The organism is Litorivivens sp. (genome assembly GCF_041624475.1).
Taxonomy (GTDB): Bacteria; Pseudomonadota; Gammaproteobacteria; order Pseudomonadales; family Spongiibacteraceae; genus Litorivivens.
The window spans coordinates 31,405-52,572 of record NZ_JBFJUX010000016.1 but is presented as its reverse complement, the minus strand read 5'-3'; the positions used below and the strand labels follow the sequence as shown (position 1 = coordinate 52,572).

The window sequence follows — 21,168 nt, the reverse complement described above, 5'->3', positions numbered from 1 at the left end:
CTTGCCGTCGCCGCCAAAAGCATCAAGCCGTCGTCTTGGCTTTGCTTACTTTTTTCTTGCGAGGCGCTGCCTTGCGCACTTTCTTCGCCGGAGCTTTCTTTCCAGCCTTGGGCGCTGCGCCAATCCCGGCGGCCTCTTCAAGTTCTGCCAGCGCATCTTCCATATAATCGATCAAACGTTGCACCTGTGGCAGCGAACGACGGCAGGCGATGATGCCGAAATCCACATTCTCACCATAAGTCACCAGCGTGATATTCATCGCCATACCATCGGTCACAATGGAGAGTGGGTAAGAACCGTCCATCCGCGCGCCGTTCCAGTACATGGTTTCGCGGATACCGGGCACATTGGAGATCGCAACATTGTAGGGGGGCAGCCGCGGAATCAGCCCCAGCGGCATCAGCAGCGCCGAGGGCGATTGCATCAGCATGCTGACCAGCTCAACCTCCTTGGGCGACATGCCCTGATAAAAGGTCTTGCCAGCTTTAACCGATGCCATAATCGACTGCATCCGCTGGGCCGGATCAGCAATATGGGTCGACAGGTCGGCGCTGATCGCCGCGACCGCATTGCCGGAATCCACATCACCTTTCTGGCGCAGCGACACCGGCACCATTGCCTTCAGGCCCTGCTCGGGCAACTCCGCATGATTGATCATATACTGGCGCAAGGCACCGGCACACATACCCAGTACCGCGTCATTAAAGGTCCCGTCAAAGGCCTTGCCCAGACGGTGAATGCGGGCAAAGGGCCACGACTGGGCAACAAATCGTCGAGCCCCGTCCACCGGGTTGTTGAGCACACTGCGGGGCACACGCAAATGCGGCAGAGTCAGATTACCGCCACGCCCCACCCAGGCCTGGGTAAAGCCCTTGAGTGCCCTAAACAGATTGGCGCTACTGTCAAAGGTGGATTTGAGCATGTCGGCCACATTGCGCAATTCTTCTTCTGTGGGGATATCGCGCTGGCCAATAAGCAGCGCATCCTTATAGCGCTGCCAGGATTCAAGAGACAGCGGCGAGTTCTCCAACACATGATCCGGATCGGGGGATAACATGCTGCGGGAGATATGCACCGAGCGGGCGCCGTCCACCGCCGCGTGGTGGGTTTTGGTATACACCGCAAACTGGCGGTTCTGCAGGCCCTCAATCAGATGCATTTCCCACAATGGCCGACTGCGCTCCAACAGGGTGCCGTGCAGCCGCGATACCAGGGTAAACAGCTCCCGATAACGCCCGGGCTTTGGCAGCGCCGAATGGCGCACATGGTATTCCATATCCAGCGCCGGATCCGGCTCCCAGTAGGCATTGCCCATCAATCCGGCCCGCCCCATCTTCAGGCGATCACCGAAGGGGGGCAGCAAGGCGTCGGTATCGCGAATCGCGCGCGCCAGCTCATGCAGGAATTCCTGCTCGTCGGCACCTTCGGGCAGGGTAAACAGAGACACCCCGCCTACGTGCATGGGCATTTCCCGGTTCTCGGCCAGCAGAAAGCCCTTGTCGACCATGCTCAGTTTCTTCATCGTTGTCTGACCCATGTGCTGTGTGTAAATCGATTATTGTTTTGGCTGCCTGTGATGTACAGCACTTAACAGGGTAGCTTATTGGAGCTAAACCTGCTGCTGTGAGACGCCTGAGACAGGCATGCCACCTGTAATTCGGCCTACGCTGCGGCACTCAGGAACTTACCGGCCTTAAAAGAGCCAAAAGAAAGCCCTCGGAGCCACGACATTTTGGTAAAATCACCCAACTTCGCCACGCTGTACTGAATGAGTTTAACTGTGAAAACCATCGCCAAATTGCTTTCTGCCTGCCCGATCATCTTGCTGGGCGCCTACGCTCAGGCGGATTTGCTTTCGCCCTTTAAGGATGAAGACGGCGAAACCAAGTGGCAATACGTCGCGAATTTCTCCAGCGGTGTTTTGATTATTACACTCCTGCTGGTGTCAGTTTTTCTATTCTTTGCGCACCGCAAGGCGACCCGGTCCAATCGCGAACTCACCGACATCAAAGCTACGCTTGAAGACCGCGTCGCCCAGCGAACCGCCAGCCTGCAAGCCACAACCACCCAACTCGCGCACAGCGAGGCTTATGTCAAAAGCATTGTCGACTCGATGCCGGTCATGCTCATCGGGTTAAACAACCAACTGGAAGTGACCCAGTGGAACCACGTCGCCGAAAAAATAACCGGGCGCACTTTTGAAGATGTAAAAGGTCTTGCCCTGTGGGACGCCTATCCGCGCATAACCCTCACTCAGGCACAGGTTGAAAAAGTGCTTGAGAGTAAAAAGACCACCACGATCAAGCACAGCCAACGCGGGCAATACTATTTTGATATCACCATGTATACCCTCGCCGACGGTACCGATACCGGCCTCGTTATTCTGATCGACGACATCACCAAGCAGATGAAAGCGGAAAACCAGCTGGTGGAGCGCAATAAAATGTCGGCGATGGGCGAACTGGCTTCAGCGATGGCGCACGATATCAATATACCCTTGCAAAGTATTGGCAATGCTATCGACAAGCTTCATGAGCAGCTGAATGACCTCAATGACAATCAGCATCAGGCGCTGATCCCCATCATCAAAAAAGCGGAAGAAAGCGGCGACCAGGCAACAGCCATCGTACAAAACCTGCTGGACTTCGCGGCCAGCCACCGGGGTACGAAAAACCCGGCCAACATGGCTGAACTGCTGGATCACAGCCTTACCGTGGCCGGCAGACTTTATTCTCCGCCCACTGGGCTTCGCTTCAACGACATTGCCATTCGCCGGAATTACGACGCGGACACCCCGCAGATTCCCTGCTATGCCAGCGAAATGCAGCAGGTATTTCTGCGTCTGTTGCGTCACGCCTATCATGCAATCTGCGATAAGGCACAACAGCACCCAGAGTTTGTGCCGGTCATTAACGTGGAAGTCGGTGAGTTCTACGAATCGGTATGGATAAAAATTCAACACAACGGTATCGGCCTGTCACCGGAGGAACAGCAGGACGTATTCGAGCCCTTTTTCTCCAATACCTCTGATCGCCCCGCCTGCCCGGTTGAACACCGGCTTTCGTATTCACACTTTATTGTGACGGAGCACCACAAGGGTCATATTGCAGTGACCTCCGGCGTTGACGTGGGTACAACCTTTCATATGCAGCTGCCGCTGCAATAGATTCCTCGCGCCAAGAATTAGCGAGAGCCAAGTTCGACACCAAATACATCGATGGCTGGGAGCACGTACGCGATAATATTTTGGGCTAACCGCTGTTATTGATGGCCATCCATCCACGCGATTATTTCCTGCGTAATTTCCAGCCCTTCCGGCTCGTTTAGAATCTCATGCATAAGGCCATTGTAAATTCTGAGCTCTTTATCCTTTGAACCCACCCGCTTATACAACAGCTCCGAGCCCTCCGGCGAGGTCATATCATCCCTGCCGCCGTGCATGATCCGGATAGGAAGGGTGATCTTGTCAGCATTAGCTTTGCACTCCTCCATAGCCTTGAACATCTCGACCAGCAGACGCGCCGACAGCTTCCCCTTGTTGACCAGAGGGTCCTGCATATAGTCTTCCACCACCACAGGGTCCCGACTAATGCCGGAGGCATCCAGTACTAACACACCGAGTTTGGGGAACAGCGCAGCAATCATTTTGATCACCGCAACCTGAAAAGCCGGCGGTTGTTGCGGGCTTTGGATAGCGGGGCCGGAGAGCAGAGCGCCGGCAAACTTGCCTTGATGCTTTAATAAAAGCTGCGTAGAAATTAACCCTCCCATACTGTGACCTAGCAGAAAGACTGGCAGATCCGGATAGGCCTTAGAGATTTTTTCATACAGAGCCAACACCGCATCGCAGTATTGACTGAAGCGGTCGATGTGGCCGCGACGGCCGTCAGACTGGCCGTGTCCCGGCAAGTCCAGGCTTGCCACGGCATAGCCCGCTGCGTTCAACGCGCCGGCGAAGGTATCGTAGCGTCCGCAATGCTCCCCCAGGCCGTGAACAATCAACACAAGCGCTCGGGCATCACCGCTTATGGGCCAGTTGCGATAGTGTATTCCGTTTTCTTTGAAGGTAGTTTGCTGCATGGGAGTGCCATTTATATTTATTAGCTTAGTTAAACCAGGTTGCCACGCCCTCGCGACGGCCGCAATGACTTAGCGGAAACGATGATAAAAACAGCTGTTGACCACAGAATTCAGTTACTGTCGCTATCAGCCATTGAACCCTACACTCGCGTTTGCTTTATCAGATGAACACGAAGGGTATTACACATAAAAATCTCCAAACCCAACCCGACCACCACACTGGTCACACACCATCATACTGACCAGCGGCTGGTTGCAACTGCGATGACTGAGCACCAACGCTGGCTCGTCACAAAACCAGCGATCGCCCCAGCGCATCAGGGTAACGATAACCGGAAAGAGGGAAAGGCCCTCTTCTGTGAGACGGTATTCGCCGCGGCCCTGTTCATTGCGGGTGAAAATGCCGAGCTCGGTGAGACGACTTAAGCGGCTGCTCAGGATATTTGTAGCAATGCCCAAGGCCTGCTGAAAGCCGCCGAAGGTGCGCACCCGATAAAAAGCAGCGGCGATGGTCAGTGCAGTCCAGCGGTCGCCTAGTATTTCCAGACTGCGGTCCATAATGGGGTGCTTGGCATCGAGCGCCGAGGGTGCAATGCGGGATCGGCGCGAAGGCATATCGCTGGCCAGTGTGGAATCCGGCGCGCCGGGCCCGTAATGCCAGTCGCAGGCACGGGCATCATAAGGAGCTTCACACTGGGCGCAACTGGGAACGGGGCTGAACTCCTTACCGCAGGCGGCGTGCGTCAAATGATGGGTAAGACAGCCTTCGGTGAAATGCCAGCGCTTGTCCCAGTAGATGATGGCCAATGCGACATCGTAGAGGTCTTTACCCATGTCGGTGAGGTGAAATTCATTGGCCCCATTCACATCCCGGCGTTCAATTACCCCCTGCTCTGCCAGCCGCTTCAAACGATTACTAACCAGACTTTTGGAAAGCCCGGTACATTTCACCAGCTCCGTAAAGCGAAAACGGCCGAGAAAGACCCAGTAGGTCAACAGCAGCGAGCTGCGATCGCCCACCACACCCAACGCACGACTGATGGCGCGGGCGTGCAGCAAGGGGTTGTCGAGAGGCTGCTCGGTAGAAACCGGCCGGCCCGGCGTCGTGATCTGAATCATCGGCGTATTCTACCACCACGTACCAGCTTGTATTCAGGCATCGCCGCTCGGCCGCCGACTTTGCGTTATCCGAAAACGCTGGGCAACAAAGCCCAATTCAGTGAGTGAAGCATTGCCCGCGGGGTTCAAGCCGGTTACGTGAAAGTCACTGTAGGCCGCCGCAAAGTTCAGCGGCATCGGCCCGGTCAAATTAATGGTCAACTGTGAACCGGCACGGGCGTAGGCCTGCTCGGCTTGTGCGATAAAGCGTTCATCGGTGGAATAGAGAAAGGCCGTCAACCCGCCTGCGTCGCGCACATCCTGCGTTGCCTGCTGCAGGGCGTCGGCGGCATCGTCACAGTCAATAACAAAACTTACCGGACCGAAGCGTTCACCCAAGTAAAGATCTCGCTGCTGTTTTTTAACACTCAGCATCAGCGGCGTGCGTGTGCGTGCATTCGGGTAGTCTGGGTGTTCGTAGCGAGTGCTGGCAAGCATCACTTCGGCCTGCCCGGCCAGATGGTCCAGCAGGGTTTCGGTCTCGGGCGACTGGATCGTCGCCAGTATCATGGCCGCCTTGCGCGGATTGGAGGCGATAGCCTGCACGGCATCTGCCAGACGCTGACGTACCTCGCCGCCCGGTATCCAGGTATCGCCCTCACGTACACCCTGTTTGGGCAGGTAGATGTTCTGGGGACTGGTACACATTTGCGCAGAGAACATGCACAGGGTGGTGGCCAACGCGCGAATCACCGCGTCCAGATCCTTACAGGAATCGAGCACCACCGTATTGACCCCGGCCGTCTCGGTAAAGCACAGGGCCGGATGAGCATTCTGCTCGACCCAGCTGCCAAACTGGGCACTGCCTGTAAAATCCACAATCGCAGTTTGCGGGTGCTTGACCAGTATCTTGCCTAGGGGCTGGTCGCGGGTATCCAGCTGCAAGGTTACCAGATCCGGGTTCTGGCCATTGGCTGCCAGCACCTCGCGAAAGCATTTTACACTGAGTGCCATGGGCAATACTGAACCGGGATGGGGTTTTACGATTACCGGGTTACCTGTGGCAAGGCTGGCCATCATCGACGGCCAGGCATTCCAGGTAGGAAAACTGGCACAGGTAAAGCACACCGCCACACCCCGCGGTACCAGGCGGTAGGTTTTATCAAGCGAAATGGTGGCCTTGCCGAACTGTCGCTCCCAGTGCGCCGTACTCGGCGTAAAGCGCATGGCCTCATAGGCATAGACCAGCGCTTCGATCGCCCGATCCAGTGCATTGGCGCCGCTACCGGTAAAGCTCATATTCGGGCTCTGCCCGGCGGTGTGCATCACCGCTTTTGAAACAAGAAATAACTGTTTTTCCAGTGCATCGATCACTTCCAGTAAAAGCCCGATGCGCTGCTCCGGCGTCAGCGCAGCCCATTCCGGCATGGCTGCCTCAGCGGCATTAAACAGCTCGTCGGGATCACAGCGCGGGTAGCTGATACCCAAAGGTTTGCAGGTATAGGGCGAGACCTCATCACCGACCTGCCCCACAACACCGGGCAGATCCAGCTCGAAGTGTTTGTTACACAGCGCCGCGAAGACTTGTTCAGCCTCTGCATTCAAGGCCTCGCCATCGGCAACCTGGGCCGCCGCTTCCGGAAAGGGCGACCAGTGGAAGCGCCCTTTGCAGGCTTTACGCGCAGCATTGAAACGCGCCTCGTGCTTTTCAAACAGTTCCATCAGTTCTGTGCCCTCCTCCAGCGAATGCTGTGATGTTTTTTGCCTTTGGGCGTTTCCTCATCGGCCGACAGCGTCAATGTGTCGCCATCAAAACGCATACGCCGGCGCTGTTCGCTGCCGACAAAATTGGGGTTCAACGACAGCTCGACCCGGTGCACTACTTCTTCGCCATCAATGTGAAACGATCCGCCATAGGAAAAGTAGCTGTCAAACGCAGCGAGCTTTTCTTCCACAGGCGCTTTCGCGGGAACAGGATGGGACAGTGCCGGCCGCTCAGCGCGGGCAATCGTCGCGCTCATTTGACCGTCTACCGTGTACAGAATGCGGCCCACCGGGGCTTCACCGAAGGGATAAGTGACATGGCTATTGAGACTGATCGTCCAGCTTTCCAGTTTCCAGCCGCCTAAAATGGGATGCTTCATTTCATGCGCTCCACCACCATGGCCGAACCCACCCCACCGGCGCCGGTTGCGACCACCAGGCCGAGGGTTTGGTCATCCCGCTCGAGCACATCACACAGTGTTGAAAGCAACACGGCGCCAGTGGCTCCCATCGGATGGCCCTTGGCCAGATGCCCGCCGCTCACATTTACCTGCTGTGGATCAACACTGTAGCGCCGCTCGAACAACACGGGCACCACCGCAAAGGCCTCCATAAATTCAATGCGATCAATATCTCTCAATGACAAACCCAATTGCGTTAACAGGGCATCCATCGCCGCCATGCCCCCGGTAAGTGAATCGGCGGGGCTGGCAGCGGCGTCCAACCAACCCAGGATGCGAGCGCGCGCCCTCGTTTTTTCCGCCGCCCCGCCAATCAAGCCCAGCGCTGCGCCGTCGACCATGGGTGGGGCATTGGCAAAACTGTGGCGATAGTCAATTTCACGCTGGCTCAGTATGGCCTGAAAGGGTTTAGCCATGGCTTCAAAGCCGGCCGGCATTTCTGCCAGACTGGCTGCGGTGGTATTCGCGCGAATGCATTCATCCTGCTCTGCGAGCAGTTTGCCGTCGGCGTCGCGCACGGCTATTCGCGATTGCTGATAGCCCTCTGCCTGCGCCGCGCGCTGATGAGAACGCAGGGTGACTGCGTTAAGTTCGTCGCGCGTTACCTGTTCTTTGGTCGCGAGAATATCGGCAGACAGGGCAACGGGAATATAACGCTCCTCTAACGCTAGCTCCGCATCCCGATAGTAGCGGGCCTTGTCAGCCATAAAGGGCACCTGCGACATACATTCCACGCCGCCCGCCAACACCTGTGGATACTGACCCAGCGCGCAGGCGTTCGCGGCAAGGCCGATACTGCTCAGCCCAGAGGCGCAAAAATGGTTCAGTGTCATGGCAGTACAGTGTTCGGGCAGGCGCGCATGCAGTTTACTCTGCAGCGCAAGGTTGCCGCCTTGGGCTCCAATTTGACCAACACAGCCAAGGGTTAAGGCCGCCACCTTGTCCAGCGTCTGATTTTCGCGCAGCGCATCGACCAAACGACTGACCAGCTTTGCGGGGGGCATTTCCGCCAGGCTGCCGCCTTCACGAGCTTTCGTGCGCGGGGTTCGCAGACAGTCAATTACGTAAGCTTCCATTATGTTTTATTCCTTACCAGTCGTGGGCATCGGCCCAGGTGGCGTGAAAACCGGCGGGTACGCGCACCGGCAGGTGCACCCGGGCCAGTGGACCGCTATCGATGGCCCGCGCATCCCAGATTCTGAACTCCGATTCCCCCGTGCCTTCGTGGCTGCACAGCCCCACCACATAGCCATCGTCTTCTTCCGTGGCGCCGATGCGCGGGGCAAAGGCCACTTCCGAGCCACACATACCGGGCTCGTAAAAATACGCCGTTTTATTGCCCTGCTGAAAATCGTAGCGATAAAACCCTTCGAATTTCAGCGTGTCGGTTTTGGCAATGGCCTGCACATAGGCATAGCGATTGGGCTGACCACTTACACCCAGATTAATACTCGGAAACTCACCAATCGCATCATCGAGATCGCGGGTAGTGCATTTGCCGGTTTTCAGGTTCATACGCCATTCGCTGGGTATGGCATTGAGTGCCAATACTTCCACCATGGCGCGATAGGGGCCAAAGGCCGTGCCATTCACATGCGGGTTAGGCACCATTTTGCAACCGAGCATCACAATCTCGTCGCCCTCTTCCCAGGCATTGATGACGTGATAGATATAACAGGGGTCGGTTTCAAACCAGCGCACCTCACCCTTGCAGTTGCGCGGCACTACACCAAAGCGGGTGGGCTGGTTAGCTATTTCGATCGACCACTGGCGCTGCCGCAAAGCCTGCTCGGTAAACACCACCGGCAGGTCGTGCAAGACAAAATAGTTTTCGGTAAAGGCCATATCATGAGGCAGACGCGGCCCGGGTAATTCAATAGTCTGAAAACCGGTCAGTTCATTATCAGCATTCACCACACCGCAGCTCATCCACGGCTCGTACAAGGCGTAGTCGAAAAACAGGAACTCGCCGGTACGCGGGTCGGTTTTGGAATGGGCGGAAACATGGCGTGGCAGGGCTCCGCCAAAACTTTCCTCGCGCAGGGTATCGAGGCTCCGTGGATCAAGGCGCACCGGGTTGCCGCTGATATACCACAGGGCCATCAGCTCCCCATTGTGCAGTATCACGTCGGTGTTGGCGGTGTCTTTATAGACCTTGGGCTCCCGCTTCATGGTCGCCGGCTCCATTACCCCGGCGACCGGACAGTGTCCGTTGGCGTCGTCGATAAAATCTGTTGAGCGCACGTAGCGATTTCGATACTCCGCTCTACCATTTTCCAGATAGACGCCGTGCATCATGCCGTCACCATCAAACCAGTGATGCATGCCGACCGGCGTGTTCAGGGGATTGGGGCCATTGCGCAGATAGCTGCCGCAGAGGTCTTTCGGTATCTCACCCGTAACTTTTAAGTCCACGCAGGTGCTTTCTTCGGTAACCGGCGCGTAAAGCCCTTGCAGGTAGGGGTTTTTATTATTAGGCCCCGGCAGGGGTTTGGTTCTGGAATCTTGAAGGGGGTCGACCGCGCTCATGGCATTCTCCGGTGCGTTAAGCAGCTTCTGTTGACAGGTTCTGTAATGCAAGCGTAGGATTTCATTGTAGAACCCAAAAGACAACTGTCAATAGCCACCTGTAATGCAGGGAGAATAAAGACAATGGCCGAGGTCTCTTCACTCTGGCAACTGTTTCAGCAGGCTGTTAGCGCCGCTCCGCAGCAGGAAGCCCTGTTGGACCCACCCAACCGGGCGGCTCTCTGCGGCACACCGGCACAGCGCCTCAACTTCAGCGAGGCACAGCAGGCTGCGCTGGGTATCGCCGCGCAATTTCACGACAGCGGTCTGCGCGCCGGCGATATTGTGTTGGTGCAATTACCTAACATCGTGGAGCTGCCCCTTCTGTATCTCGCGGCAGCGCGACTTGGTTTAATCATTTCCCCCGCGCCAGTGCAGTACCAATCCCACGAATTGCGCATGATTATCGACAGCACCCACCCCCGGGCGGTGGTGAGTTGCAGTCGCTTTAAAGACGAAAACCTGCAGGCGCATTTTGAAGGCTTAACACCAAAGAGCACCCTGAAATTCAGTATTGATAGCAACACCGACGGCTGGATTGCGCTTGATACATCGCTGGCAAGCGGTGAGCTGACAGAGCTTCCTGTACCCGACCGCGAAGCCCTGTTCACACTGTGCTGGACCTCGGGCACCACCGGCACCCCCAAGGGCGTGCCCCGCCGCCACCGCCACTGGCTGGCCATGATTCCTGCCTTTGAAGACGCGACCGCGCTGCCGAAAGGCGCGGCGATGGTTGCGCCCTTCCCCATGGTGAACATGGCAGCCATCAGCGTGTTTCTGGTGTACTGGCTTTCGGTACACGGCAAACTCGCCTTGCACCACCCGCTGGACCTACCGGTTTTCCTGCAACAGATTGAAGAGGAAAAGGCGCTCTACACCGTAGCGCCGCCGGCCCTGCTTTCCCTCCTGCTGGCCAAGCCGGAGCTGATGAACAGTCGCGACCTGTCCAGTCTTAAGGTCATCGGGTCCGGCAGTGCACCACTGGCGCCCTCCATGATTTCCGGTTTCAAGGAAAAGCTCGGCGTAGACGTGGTAAATATGTTCGGCTCCAACGAGGGCTGCTGCCTGGTTTCAGACGTCATAGATGTTCCAGACCCACAGGCGCGCGCCAGTCTGTTTCCACGCTTTGGCGCACCCAACCTTAAGTGGCACAACCGCATTGCCGAGGTTTTTCATACCCGCCTGCTCGATGTGGACAGCGGCGAGGTTATCGATCGAGCCGGTCAACCGGGGGAGCTGGTGATCAAAGGCGATACCGTATTTGAAGGTTACTGGCACAGTAGCGAGGCCAATGCCGCACTGTTTGACAGCGAGGGCTATTTCCGCACCGGCGACCTGTTTGAAATAACCGGTGAAAACGATGCCTTTTACCGTTTCGTTGGCCGTTGCAAAGACCTGATCGTGCGCGGCGGTATGAAAATCTCACCGGAAGAAATCGATCAGCTGCTGGCGGGGCACCCGTCGATACAGGAAGCCGCCGTTGCGCCCTACCCCGATGAACATCTCGGCCAGCGTATCGCCGCATTCGTCGTCAGTGACCAACCCGTCTCGGTAGAAGATCTCAGCTCGCATCTGGAAAACTGCGGGCTGGCAAAGTTCAAATGGCCGGAAAAAGTGGTCGCGATCGAGGCTCTGCCCCGCAACCCACTCGGTAAAGTATTGCGCCACGAATTGGCTAAAGATTTGGAGTGTAGCGAAGGATGAGCCCGTCCCGTTTTGAAGCGCTGTGCTCGCGCCTCACTCTACCTGTTGTACAGGCACCGATGTTCCTGATCTCCGGGCCGGAGATGGTTATTGCCGCAGCCAATGCCGGCATTATGGGCTCTTTTCCCACTCAGAATGCACGCACCGGCGAGCAGCTTAAAGACTGGCTGGACACCATAAAAAAGGGCTGTGGGGAAAAACCTTGGGCAGCCAACCTGATCGTGCACCCTACCTTCCAGCGCCGGGATGCGGACCTGGAATTGCTGCTGCACTACCAGCCTGACCTGATCGTGACCGCACTGGGTAGCCCCAAACATATTATCGAACAGGCCCATAAAGCCGGCTCGCTGGTATTCGCCGATGTCATCAGCCCAACCTTTGCCCGCAAGGCGGTGGATGCCGGCGTCGATGGGCTGGTACTGGTCTGCTCCGGGGCCGGCGGCCACACGGGCCCGCTCAGTCCCTTTGCCTTTGTAGATGCCGTGAGAGAGTTCTGGGGTGGCCCTTTGATTCTCGGCGGCGGCATAGCCAGCGGTCGCGGCATTCGCGCCACACAGGCGCTCGGGGTAGATCTTGCCTATTTAGGTACGCGTTTTCTGGCCAGCCGCGAAAGCATGGCGGCCGATGGCTACAAGCAGATGGTTATCGACAGCAGTGTGGATGACATTGTCTGCTCAGACGCCATTACCGGCGTAGCTGCCAACTGGTTGCGCGCCTCCCTGCAGAGCGCCGGGCTTGATCCGAGCAACATGCCCCAAAAGGCACAGATGGATGTAAGCGCCAGTGTAGACGCCAAGCGCTGGAAAGATATCTGGGCTGCAGGGCAGTCTGTCGGACCAGTCAAGCAGCTGCAGTCCATACAGGAAATCGTTGACGAATTGTCAGAACAGTACACAACAGGTCGCGGAGGAAAATAATAATGAACCGTCGCCAAACTACTGCCACCCTTTTGGTTCTGCTGGGCAGTGCCACTGTGCACGCCAACTCTCCAATCCTGGAGGAAGTAATTGTTACTGCCCAGCTGCGCACCCAAAGCCTGCAGGATGTGCCGGTATCGGTGAGCGCCATGGGCGGCAACAAAATACAGGAAGCCGGTATCGACAAGATCGAAAACCTGCAGGCCTACATCCCCAATTTCACCATGTCGGAAACCGGGATCGGCACCAACATTTACATTCGCGGTTTGGGCAGTGGGATTAATCAGGGTTTTGAGCAATCCGTGGGCATGTACTTCGATGGTATCTACTACGGCCGCGCACAGCTTTCCCGGGCTCCCTTTCTCGACCTCGAACGGGTGGAGGTGCTGCGCGGCCCGCAGAATATTCTGTACGGCAAAAATAGCATTGCCGGCGCTGTCAGCCTGCACTCGCGGCGCCCCGGCGAGGAAAGCGAGGGCAAGGTCTCTCTGCTCTATGAACCGGATCACGGTGAGGAAGTGATCGATCTGGTTCTGTCCGGGCCGCTCAGTGATACCGTAGGCGTGCGCTTTGCCGGACGCTATCGCCAGCTGGACGGCTATATTGAAAATCTGACCCTGAATCGCGATGAGCCGGCTCGCGATGAAGTCACGGCCCGCTTGCTGATTGACTGGGCCGCATCCGACCGGCTGCAAATCCTGACCAAACTTGAGGCCGGCAAGTTCGACGTCACCGGCCGGCAAGTAGAGGTGGTAACGGATGTGCCATCGAACTCCTCCAACCTGCTGTTCGCCGGTCGCACCTATGCTGAAATACTCAACGATACACAGATACCCGGCGTGCTGAATATCGACGCCGATGAGTCGGTGCTAAACAACTTTCAGGACTACAAACGCTCTTCCAACGGCGATTACAGCCACAACGATACCCGCAACCTCACCCTCAAGGCGGACTACGACCTCAACGGCCACGTACTGACGTTTATCACGGGGTTTATGGCCTACGAATTTGAAGAAGTAGCCGATGTGGATTTTACCGGCGCCGAAGTTTTTGATGCCTTGCTGCAGGAGGAGTATTCACAGTTCAGCCAGGAATTCCGCTGGGTATCTCCGTTGGGCGACAATTTTGAATACATCGCCGGCGGTTACTTTCAAAAAAGCGATCTGGATTATTTTGATTCCGTGCGCATAGACAGCACCATTTTACCCGAACTTCTGAACGTGGCCGACGCCGCAGCTGGTGGCGATCTAGGCGACCGGCCAGCCGATGGAGATGTGTTTGGCGGTGCAGCGGGCGTGGGCGATGCCGGTGAACACTTGCGCAAGTTGCGCACCCCACGTGAATTTACGACCGACACCGAGCTGTGGTCTGTTTTCTTTCAGGGAACCTGGCACTGGAGCCACAACCTGCGTGCCACCTTCGGCGCGCGGCTGTCGTACGAAACCAAGGACGGCAGTCGCTCCATTAAACTGACCAACGACGGCAGCCAGCTGGACCCGCAGGAAGTTCGCACCGTATTGGCAAAGGTGCTCTCGGTTGAAGAGCAGGATCTCGAAGGCAGCCGCTCTTCGACCAATATCTCACCCTTGTTTACTCTGCAATACGAATTCGACAGCACCATGCTCTTCGCGACTCTGAGTCAGGGCTTCAAGTCGGGCGGTTTTGATGCGCGATCCAACCAATCTCCCGCCGCCGATGACCCGGCGCCGCACAACCCCAACTACGGCGACGATCCCAGCGAGCAGTTTATCGGTTCCTTTGAGTTCGAAGAGGAAGAAGCCATTACCCTGGAGCTTGGCAGCAAAAGTACCCTGTGGGATGGCCGCGCCGACCTGAACGCTACTGCCTTTATAACCGAGTATGACGATCTGCAGGTCAGTATTTTTGATGGCACTCTGGGTTTTAACGTGGGCAATGCCGGTGCTGCCCGCACCATGGGCATCGAAGTCGACGGGCGCGTCGCTCTGACCGACAGCCTCACCCTGAGCGGAGCCTTGGCCCTACTGGATTTTGAATTCACCAAATTTGAGAACGGCCAGTGCTTTCAGCAGCAGCCTGATCCGGACGGCGACGGTCTGTGCGACTTTACCGGCAAAACCAACCAGTACGTAGCGGACTACTCCGGCAATCTGTCGCTGGCCTATGAAAATCCGCTAGCTAACGGGCTCACTGTGCGCGGCGCCTTTGATGTGGTGTTTTCCGGGGAATACAATCCGACACAGGATCTTGACCCGCGTTTGCTGCAGGATGCCTACTACAAACTGAATCTGCGGGCGGCCCTTGCCGACGAAGCAGCAGGCTGGGAGTTTGCGCTGATTGGCAAGAACCTGACCGACGAGGTGATCATCACCTACGCCAACAGCATGTCACTGGCCAACAGTGTGTTTGGTGCCATCGGCCACTACGCCTTTATCGAAAGGCCACGCAATATAGCAGCGCAGTTTACCTATCGCTGGTAAGGGCTGCTTGGGAAAGACGGAGAACAGAATGAGCAAGGACGTATTTATTCTCGGCTGGTCGCAAACCGACTTTGCCCGGCACTGGGGCCGCGAAGACAAAGGCCTCTCGGCCATCATGGGCGCAGCACTGGAAGAAGTGCTTGAGCACGCGCGCATTCCTGCATCGGCAATTCAGTCAGCTCACGTCGGCAATTTTATGGCGGAGCTGACCAATGGTCAGGGACAACTGGGGGGCGTGCTGGCTTCCGTTGACCCTGCCCTGCACGGCCTGCCCATTTCCCGCCACGAGGCCGCCTGCGCCTCGGGCAGCATGGCTGTATTGGCAGCCATGACGGAGATCGAAGCCGGCCGCTACGACTGTGTGCTGGCGCTGGGTGTGGAACAGGAACGCCACTTGAGCGGCGAACAGGCCGCCAAACATATGGCCGTCGCGGCCCTGGCGGGTGAGGAATCCGAAGCCGCCACTTTCTGCTGGCCGTGGATGTTCGAAGGTCTCGCGGGCGAATATGAGCGGCGCTACGGTTTGAACGAAGCCGCCATGCGCGAGATCGGCAAAATCAATTTCAGCAACGCCAAAGACAATCCCCGTGCCCAAACCCGCGACTGGCAATTCGCCGAAGGCAGCTTCGACGCCGACGACGCGCGCAACCCCTTAGTAGAGGGACGACTGCGGCGCAACGACTGCGCCGGCTTTACTGACGGCGCTGCCGCGGTCTTACTCGTCAGCGCCGACAAGGCCAGAGAGCTGGGGGCCGATCCGGAAACGCTGCCACGTATTCTCGGCTGGGGCCACACCACCGCCACCTTACGCCAGAAAGACAAACTGGCTCTAAGCGCCGATGAACCCCTGATTTTTCCCCACGTCGCCAAAGCCATCTCCGACGCACAGCACCGCGCCGGCCTGCCCAATACCGGCCTGATCGATATCATCGAAACCCACGACTGCTTCACGATCACGGAATACATGGCCATCGATCACTTTGGCATTACCGCCCCGGGCCAGAGCTGGCAGGCAATAGAAGATGGCCGTATTACCCGCAACGGCAGCATACCGATCAATCCCGGCGGCGGTTTGATGGGACAGGGACACCCAGTAGGGGCAACCGGTATTCGTATGCTGGCCGATGCCGCGCGACAGGTGACCGGGACAGCCGGCGCCGCGCAGATTGAAGGGGTAAAGCGAGCGCAGACTTTGAACCTGGGCGGCAGCGCGACAACCATTGCGAGTTTTGTGGTGGGCTATTAGCCATTACATCCAAACGCCGCCCTGCTCCCGAGAGAGCTGTGTGAGCGACTTCGTTTCGTTAAAAGCAACACAAATGTCGCAGTGGCTGGCACGGGCGCGGTGCTATAATCGCGCCCGTGCCAGCCAAGCTACCAGGTTCGCAATGACTGTCCCCGCCCACCGATGGAGTTTAACCGGCCTGACGCTGGTACTGCTGCTTTGCTGCGGTTTAGCGGGTAATTCTGTAGCGCCTTTTACTGCACCTGACCAGCCTTCACAACTGCTGACGCTGCATGATCTGGCAGATGGCCTGTACAACCGGCTCAGCGAGGTTCGTCCCGCAAGTGTGGATGAGCAGGATGACTCCGACGCTTTAGCCGTTTCTGAGGTTTCGTATTCACCCGCAAGCCAGATTGGCCACGCCTCCAGCAAGGCTTTTCGGGCCTTTGCCACCAGCCGGCATCATTGGCGCCCGGCCAGTCGCGCCCCCCCAACCTCGCGATCGATATAAGCACACCATCGATTAACCGGCCTGCATTTGGCGCGCCGACAGAGGAAAATCTATGAAAACGTCACGAATGCGGGCTGTCGTCTACAGCCTGATTGTTGTGCTGGGCCTGTTATGCGCCCTGCCCAATGTAATACCCGACCGCCTGAGCAATGAACTGCCCTCCTGGTACCGCAATAACACGTTCCAGCTCGGCCTGGATTTGCGCGGCGGCTCTCACCTCTTGCTGGAAATAGATCAACGCCAGTTACTGGGCGAACACCACCAGCAATTGGCGGATTCACTGCGCCGCACCCTGCGCGAAAACAAGCTACGCGTTGACCGCATTACGGCCAGCGAGCAGAGCGTTGTCATTCACACTGAATCGGAGCTGGCCAGTGTGGCTCAAGTTGTGGCTGGCAGCCTTAAAGAACCGGGACAGGAAGCATTTTACCGCGTGCACCGCGAAACAGCGCAGGTAACGGTGACCTTAAAACCCGAACACAGAGCCCAGTTACTCGACGATGCCATCGAACGCAGTCTGGATATTCTGCGCAAGCGCCTGGATGAAAGTGGGCTGGTGGAACCGAGCATTACCCGACAGGGCAGCGACGCCATACTGGTGCAGCTGCCCGGCGTGGATAACCCGCAGTCCATTCGAAAGCTTCTGGGTACAACAGCCAAAATGTCCTTTCACTGGGTTGCTGACGGGCGCGGCAGCACGCTGACCAAAAACCTGCCGGGTGAGGATGGCCAGCGTTTCCGACTGGAACAGGAACAGGTACTCAGCGGCGAACACATCAGTGATGCCCGGCTCGGCTTTAACCCCGAATCCGGCCAGCCGGTTATCAACTTTCGACTGGATTCTCGCGGCGCCAATATTTTCAGTAAACTCACCGGCGACAATATCGGTCGCGCACTGGCCATTGTGCTGGATGATCGCGTTTTAACGGCTCCGGTCATTCGCTCAATGATTGGCGCGAACGGCGAGATCAGCGGCAATTTCACCGTGCCCGAAGCCAGCAATCTGGCCCTGATGCTGCGCGCCGGCGCTCTGCCTGCAAAACTGCATGTGATTGAAGAACGTACAGTCGGGCCCGACCTAGGCAGCGACTCCATTGCCATGGGCCTGAGCACTGGCCTGCTGGGCGCCGGACTGGTGATTGCCTTCATGTTACTGAGCTACCGCAGCTGGGGCCTGATTGCCTGTACCGCCCTCGGTATCAACGTGGTGCTGATCTTCGGCATCCTCAGTCTGCTAGGGGCCACCCTGACTCTGCCGGGCATTGCCGGTCTGATCCTTACCATCGGTATGGCGGTAGACGCGAACATCCTGATCAACGAGCGCATTCGCGAGGAAACTCGGCGTGGTAAATCCGCACAACTGGCCCTGCAGGAAGGCTTTGACCGCGCCTACGCAACCATACTCGATTCCAACCTGACCACCCTGATCGCCGTCAGCCTGCTGTTCCTGTTCGGCAGCGGACCAGTTCGTGGTTTTGCGGTAACCATCGCCATCGGTTTGCTGACCTCGCTGTTTACCTCAGTGGCGGTTACACGCCAGATTATGCAGGCGGTAGTTGCGGGAAGGCCCAGAAGACCCTTGCCGCTGCCAAAAGAGCATTTGCTTGATCGGTTAACGCGCCAACCGTTAAATCTAATGAAAGGTCGTCGCGCCGGATTAATCGGCTCGGCGGTGTTATCGCTGGCCTCCATCCTGCTGGTGATAAACCCCGGCCTCAATTACGGCGTGGACTTCAGCGGTGGCACGGTTATCGAACTGCAATTACCTAATTCCACTCAGGGCGAGCTACGCCAACTGCTCACCGACAACGGCATTGCTTCTGCAGCTGTTCAGGGCATTGGCAGTGATGACAGCAGCGACCGCTATCTGCTGCGGCTGCCAAGCCATAGCGCCAGCGAGACTGAACTGACCAGCGGCAACACCGTGGAGCAGATCCGTTCTCTGCTTAGCGATACGCATTCGGCGGCCAGTATCGATCGGGTTGATCAGGTCGGTCCCAAGATCAGCGCCAGTTTTGGCGAAGACACCGTGCTGGCCATTATCCTTGCCTGCGGCGGTCTGCTGCTGTATCTGTGGCTGCGCTTTGAATCGCATTTTGCGCTCGCTGCAACGCTGACCATTGCCCTCGACCTGACCAAAACCCTGGGCTTTTTCGCCCTGTTTGGTATTGAGTTCAACCTGACCGCAGTGGCCGCCCTGCTGGCATTGATCGGTTACTCCATCAACGACAAGGTAGTTGTGTTTGACCGCATTCGGGAAAACCTTCGTGCGGAACCCGATCAAGCCCTGCTGGAACTCCTCAATAGCAGCATAAGCGCCACTCTTACACGCACGGTGTTTACGTCGCTTACGACCTTTGTCGCTCTGCTGCCAATGGCCATAGCCGGCGGACACGCAGTCGCGAGCTTCGCCCAGCCCATGCTGTTTGGCATTGTGGTCGGAACCAGCTCCTCTGTATTGATTGCCGCGCCCATTGTCTATCTGCTTGGACAGCGCCGTATCAAGCAAGGGCGCTCCCAGCTCCGCGCCACGCGCGAGCAAATACAAAGCGAGCTCGATCTGCTACCCTGATTTTGCGCACCGCCGCCCGGCGGTGCCCGCTTTTGGATTTGTCCCGGCATGACACTTGAGTTTTCCAGCCAGATTATTTTTGTCGGTGCCCTGCTGGCCCTATTGAGCATTTTTGCCAGCGTGGTGTCGCGCAAACTGGGTGCGCCGATTCTGCTGGTCTTTCTGGTGCTGGGTATGCTCGCCGGCGAAGACGGCCCCGGCGGCATTCACTTTAATGACGTTGGTCTGGCCTTTGTGCTGGGCAACCTGGCGCTGGCTATTATTCTCCTGGACGGCGGCCTCGGCACACGCCGCGAAGCCTTTCGGGTCAGCCTGAAACCCGCCCTGTCGCTGGCCACCGTGGGGGTAATCGGTACTGCCGCCATCACCGGCCTCGCCGTGCACTGGATTCTGGGCCTGCCCTGGCCGGAGTCCTTTCTGGTGGGCGCCATTGTCGGCTCAACCGACGCGGCGGCAGTTTTTGGCCTGTTAGGTTCTGCAGGTATTCACCTGAAAGAGCGAACCAGTGCCACACTGGAGGTTGAATCGGGCACCAACGACCCGATGGCTATCTTTCTGACCGTCATTCTTGTGCAGCTGCTGTCAAAAGGTGGCGCACTGAACTTCAGCGCGCTCGTCACCTTTTTTATTCAGCAAATGGGCCTGGGCATGGTTCTGGGGCTGGCCGGTGGATTTTGCTTCCGCTGGTTACTGCTCAGATTGGAACTGCCCAGCTCTCTCTACCCACTTGCCGTGCTGGCCGCAGGCTTGAGCGTGTTCGGTTTGACCAGCCTGATCAACGGCAGTGGGTTTCTCGCGGTATACGTATTTGGAGTGATCATCGGCAACAGCTCGCTACCCTTCAGCAAGGATATTCACCGTTTTCACGACGGCATTGCCTGGCTCAGTCAGATAGGCATGTTCCTTATGCTGGGCCTGCTGATTACACCCAGCCATATGACGCCGGTTATTGCGCCGGCGATTGCCATTGCGCTGGTGCTGATTTTTATCGCCCGCCCCCTCAGCGTGGCCCTGTCGCTGCTACCGTTTCACTTTCCAGTGCGCGAGCAACTGTTTATCAGCTGGTGTGGTTTGCGCGGTGCGGTGCCCATCATTCTCGCCCTCTATCCCTCACTGGCCGGGCTGGAAAGCACTGATCTCGTGTTTGAGCTGGTGTTTGTGGTGGTACTGGTGTCGCTGATTCTGCAGGGCTGGTCGATCGCCGCTGTGGCTAGATCCCTGCGTATTCTGGTGCCAGAGCAGAACAATGATCCGGCCCATTTTCAGGTGGTGTTGCCCAGTGAACAGGGTAAGACACTGCATCTCTACCAGGTCATTTCCGGCTGCAAGGCCAATGGCATGGCGATTAATCGTCTGCCCGCCGGTGAAGGTACCCAGACGATAGGCATTGTTCGCGATGGTGTTTTTCAAAGTGCCGCGCAGAAAGCCACTTTGGAGCCCGAGGATCATGTGATGATACTCGCCAGTGAGCCAATCAGCGCCATCGGCGCCCTGTTTGCGCCGCTCGAGACACTGGAAAGCCAACAGCAGGCCCAAACCTCGTTCTTCGGGGAATTTGTTATCTCACCCCAGGCAACGCTGGGCGATCTGGCCGAGATATACGGCGTGCGCGTGGCGGCACAGGATCGACAGGAAACCATAGGGCACTACCTGAGCCGGCATTTCCATAATCGCCCGGTGGTAGGCGACAGGCTGTCGATGGGGCACCTGCGTTTTGTGGTCAGAAAGCTGGACGCGAGTGGCATCAGCGCGGTGGGCCTGAAACTCTCGCCGCCACCGGATCAGCAATAGTTCAGCGGCCGGCACCCA

Annotated in this window: 15 protein-coding genes; 8 read left to right on the top strand and 7 right to left on the bottom strand. The window is 57.4% G+C overall.

Annotated elements, in window-relative coordinates; translation table 11 throughout:
* Positions 1-22: 22 nt before the first annotated feature.
* Complete coding sequence (locus ABY734_RS14455) at positions 23-1,522, bottom strand: wax ester/triacylglycerol synthase family O-acyltransferase (RefSeq protein ID WP_372780018.1); 1,500 nt, start codon at positions 1,520-1,522, stop codon at positions 23-25.
* A gap of 246 nt (positions 1,523-1,768) precedes the next feature.
* Here ABY734_RS14455 and ABY734_RS14450 point away from each other — a divergent pair, with 246 nt between their 5' ends.
* Positions 1,769-3,166 carry a nitrogen regulation protein NR(II) gene (locus ABY734_RS14450; RefSeq protein ID WP_372780017.1) on the top strand — a complete coding sequence of 466 codons (1,398 nt, stop codon included), beginning with the start codon at positions 1,769-1,771 and terminating at the stop codon, positions 3,164-3,166.
* 95 nt (positions 3,167-3,261) lie between these two features.
* On the opposite strand, the gene ABY734_RS14445 is transcribed toward ABY734_RS14450, so the two are convergent.
* The 6 genes from ABY734_RS14445 to ABY734_RS14420 form a co-directional block, all read right to left on the bottom strand.
* Positions 3,262-4,080, bottom strand: coding sequence for a lysophospholipase (locus tag ABY734_RS14445; protein WP_372780016.1), 819 nt, complete (start codon positions 4,078-4,080; stop codon positions 3,262-3,264).
* Positions 4,081-4,260: 180 nt separating this feature from the next.
* Positions 4,261-5,199, bottom strand: a complete 939-nt coding sequence (locus ABY734_RS14440; RefSeq protein ID WP_372780015.1) for a winged helix-turn-helix transcriptional regulator — start codon at positions 5,197-5,199, stop codon at positions 4,261-4,263.
* 33 nt (positions 5,200-5,232) lie between these two features.
* On the bottom strand, positions 5,233-6,900 hold the full coding sequence (gene paaN / locus ABY734_RS14435) for a phenylacetic acid degradation protein PaaN (protein ID WP_372780014.1): 1,668 nt from the start codon (positions 6,898-6,900) through the stop codon (positions 5,233-5,235).
* Positions 6,900-7,322 (bottom strand): lipocalin-like domain-containing protein, encoded by a 423-nt coding sequence (locus ABY734_RS14430; RefSeq protein WP_372780013.1) that lies wholly within the window; start codon positions 7,320-7,322, stop codon positions 6,900-6,902. The genes paaN and ABY734_RS14430 overlap by 1 nt, the downstream gene beginning before the upstream one ends.
* On the bottom strand, positions 7,319-8,479 hold the full coding sequence (locus ABY734_RS14425) for an acetyl-CoA C-acyltransferase (RefSeq protein ID WP_372780012.1): 1,161 nt from the start codon (positions 8,477-8,479) through the stop codon (positions 7,319-7,321). The genes ABY734_RS14430 and ABY734_RS14425 overlap by 4 nt, the downstream gene beginning before the upstream one ends.
* A 13-nt stretch (positions 8,480-8,492) precedes the next feature.
* Positions 8,493-9,932: a carotenoid oxygenase family protein gene (locus ABY734_RS14420; RefSeq protein ID WP_372780011.1), complete on the bottom strand. Its 1,440-nt coding sequence runs from the start codon at positions 9,930-9,932 to the stop codon at positions 8,493-8,495.
* Positions 9,933-10,055: 123 nt separating this feature from the next.
* Here ABY734_RS14420 and ABY734_RS14415 point away from each other — a divergent pair, with 123 nt between their 5' ends.
* The 7 genes from ABY734_RS14415 to ABY734_RS14385 all read left to right on the top strand — a co-directional run bounded on the left by ABY734_RS14415 (position 10,056) and on the right by ABY734_RS14385 (position 21,150).
* Complete coding sequence (locus ABY734_RS14415) at positions 10,056-11,675, top strand: class I adenylate-forming enzyme family protein (protein WP_372780010.1); 1,620 nt, start codon at positions 10,056-10,058, stop codon at positions 11,673-11,675.
* Complete coding sequence (locus tag ABY734_RS14410) at positions 11,672-12,592, top strand: NAD(P)H-dependent flavin oxidoreductase (protein ID WP_372780009.1); 921 nt, start codon at positions 11,672-11,674, stop codon at positions 12,590-12,592. The genes ABY734_RS14415 and ABY734_RS14410 overlap by 4 nt, the downstream gene beginning before the upstream one ends.
* Before the next feature lie 2 nt (positions 12,593-12,594).
* Positions 12,595-15,051, top strand: coding sequence for a TonB-dependent receptor (locus tag ABY734_RS14405; protein WP_372780008.1), 2,457 nt, complete (start codon positions 12,595-12,597; stop codon positions 15,049-15,051).
* Positions 15,052-15,079: 28 nt separating this feature from the next.
* Positions 15,080-16,297 (top strand): acetyl-CoA acetyltransferase, encoded by a 1,218-nt coding sequence (locus tag ABY734_RS14400; protein WP_372780007.1) that lies wholly within the window; start codon positions 15,080-15,082, stop codon positions 16,295-16,297.
* A 142-nt stretch (positions 16,298-16,439) separates the two neighbouring features.
* On the top strand, positions 16,440-16,787 hold the full coding sequence (locus ABY734_RS14395; RefSeq protein ID WP_372780006.1) for a hypothetical protein: 348 nt from the start codon (positions 16,440-16,442) through the stop codon (positions 16,785-16,787).
* 52 nt (positions 16,788-16,839) lie between these two features.
* The gene (gene secD / locus ABY734_RS14390) at positions 16,840-19,359 is read left to right on the top strand and encodes a protein translocase subunit SecD (RefSeq protein ID WP_372780005.1); all 2,520 of its coding nucleotides are present in this window, start codon (positions 16,840-16,842) and stop codon (positions 19,357-19,359) included.
* Between the two features lie 48 nt (positions 19,360-19,407).
* On the top strand, positions 19,408-21,150 hold the full coding sequence (locus ABY734_RS14385) for a potassium/proton antiporter (protein WP_372780004.1): 1,743 nt from the start codon (positions 19,408-19,410) through the stop codon (positions 21,148-21,150).
* Positions 21,151-21,168: the final 18 nt, after the last annotated feature.

Excerpts from the sequence above, each read along its gene's own strand:
- ABY734_RS14455 (WP_372780018.1), bottom strand. The coding sequence starts at position 1,522 with ATGAAGAAACTGAGCATGGTCGACAAGGGCTTTCTGCTGGCCGAGAAC.
- ABY734_RS14450 (WP_372780017.1), top strand. The coding sequence starts at position 1,769 with ATGAGTTTAACTGTGAAAACCATCGCCAAATTGCTTTCTGCCTGCCCG.
- ABY734_RS14445 (WP_372780016.1), bottom strand. The coding sequence starts at position 4,080 with ATGCAGCAAACTACCTTCAAAGAAAACGGAATACACTATCGCAACTGG.
- ABY734_RS14440 (WP_372780015.1), bottom strand. The coding sequence starts at position 5,199 with ATGATTCAGATCACGACGCCGGGCCGGCCGGTTTCTACCGAGCAGCCT.
- paaN (WP_372780014.1), bottom strand. The coding sequence starts at position 6,900 with ATGGAACTGTTTGAAAAGCACGAGGCGCGTTTCAATGCTGCGCGTAAA.
- ABY734_RS14430 (WP_372780013.1), bottom strand. The coding sequence starts at position 7,322 with ATGAAGCATCCCATTTTAGGCGGCTGGAAACTGGAAAGCTGGACGATC.
- ABY734_RS14425 (WP_372780012.1), bottom strand. The coding sequence starts at position 8,479 with ATGGAAGCTTACGTAATTGACTGTCTGCGAACCCCGCGCACGAAAGCT.
- ABY734_RS14420 (WP_372780011.1), bottom strand. The coding sequence starts at position 9,932 with ATGAGCGCGGTCGACCCCCTTCAAGATTCCAGAACCAAACCCCTGCCG.
- ABY734_RS14415 (WP_372780010.1), top strand. The coding sequence starts at position 10,056 with ATGGCCGAGGTCTCTTCACTCTGGCAACTGTTTCAGCAGGCTGTTAGC.
- ABY734_RS14410 (WP_372780009.1), top strand. The coding sequence starts at position 11,672 with ATGAGCCCGTCCCGTTTTGAAGCGCTGTGCTCGCGCCTCACTCTACCT.
- ABY734_RS14405 (WP_372780008.1), top strand. The coding sequence starts at position 12,595 with ATGAACCGTCGCCAAACTACTGCCACCCTTTTGGTTCTGCTGGGCAGT.
- ABY734_RS14400 (WP_372780007.1), top strand. The coding sequence starts at position 15,080 with ATGAGCAAGGACGTATTTATTCTCGGCTGGTCGCAAACCGACTTTGCC.
- ABY734_RS14395 (WP_372780006.1), top strand. The coding sequence starts at position 16,440 with ATGACTGTCCCCGCCCACCGATGGAGTTTAACCGGCCTGACGCTGGTA.
- secD (WP_372780005.1), top strand. The coding sequence starts at position 16,840 with ATGAAAACGTCACGAATGCGGGCTGTCGTCTACAGCCTGATTGTTGTG.
- ABY734_RS14385 (WP_372780004.1), top strand. The coding sequence starts at position 19,408 with ATGACACTTGAGTTTTCCAGCCAGATTATTTTTGTCGGTGCCCTGCTG.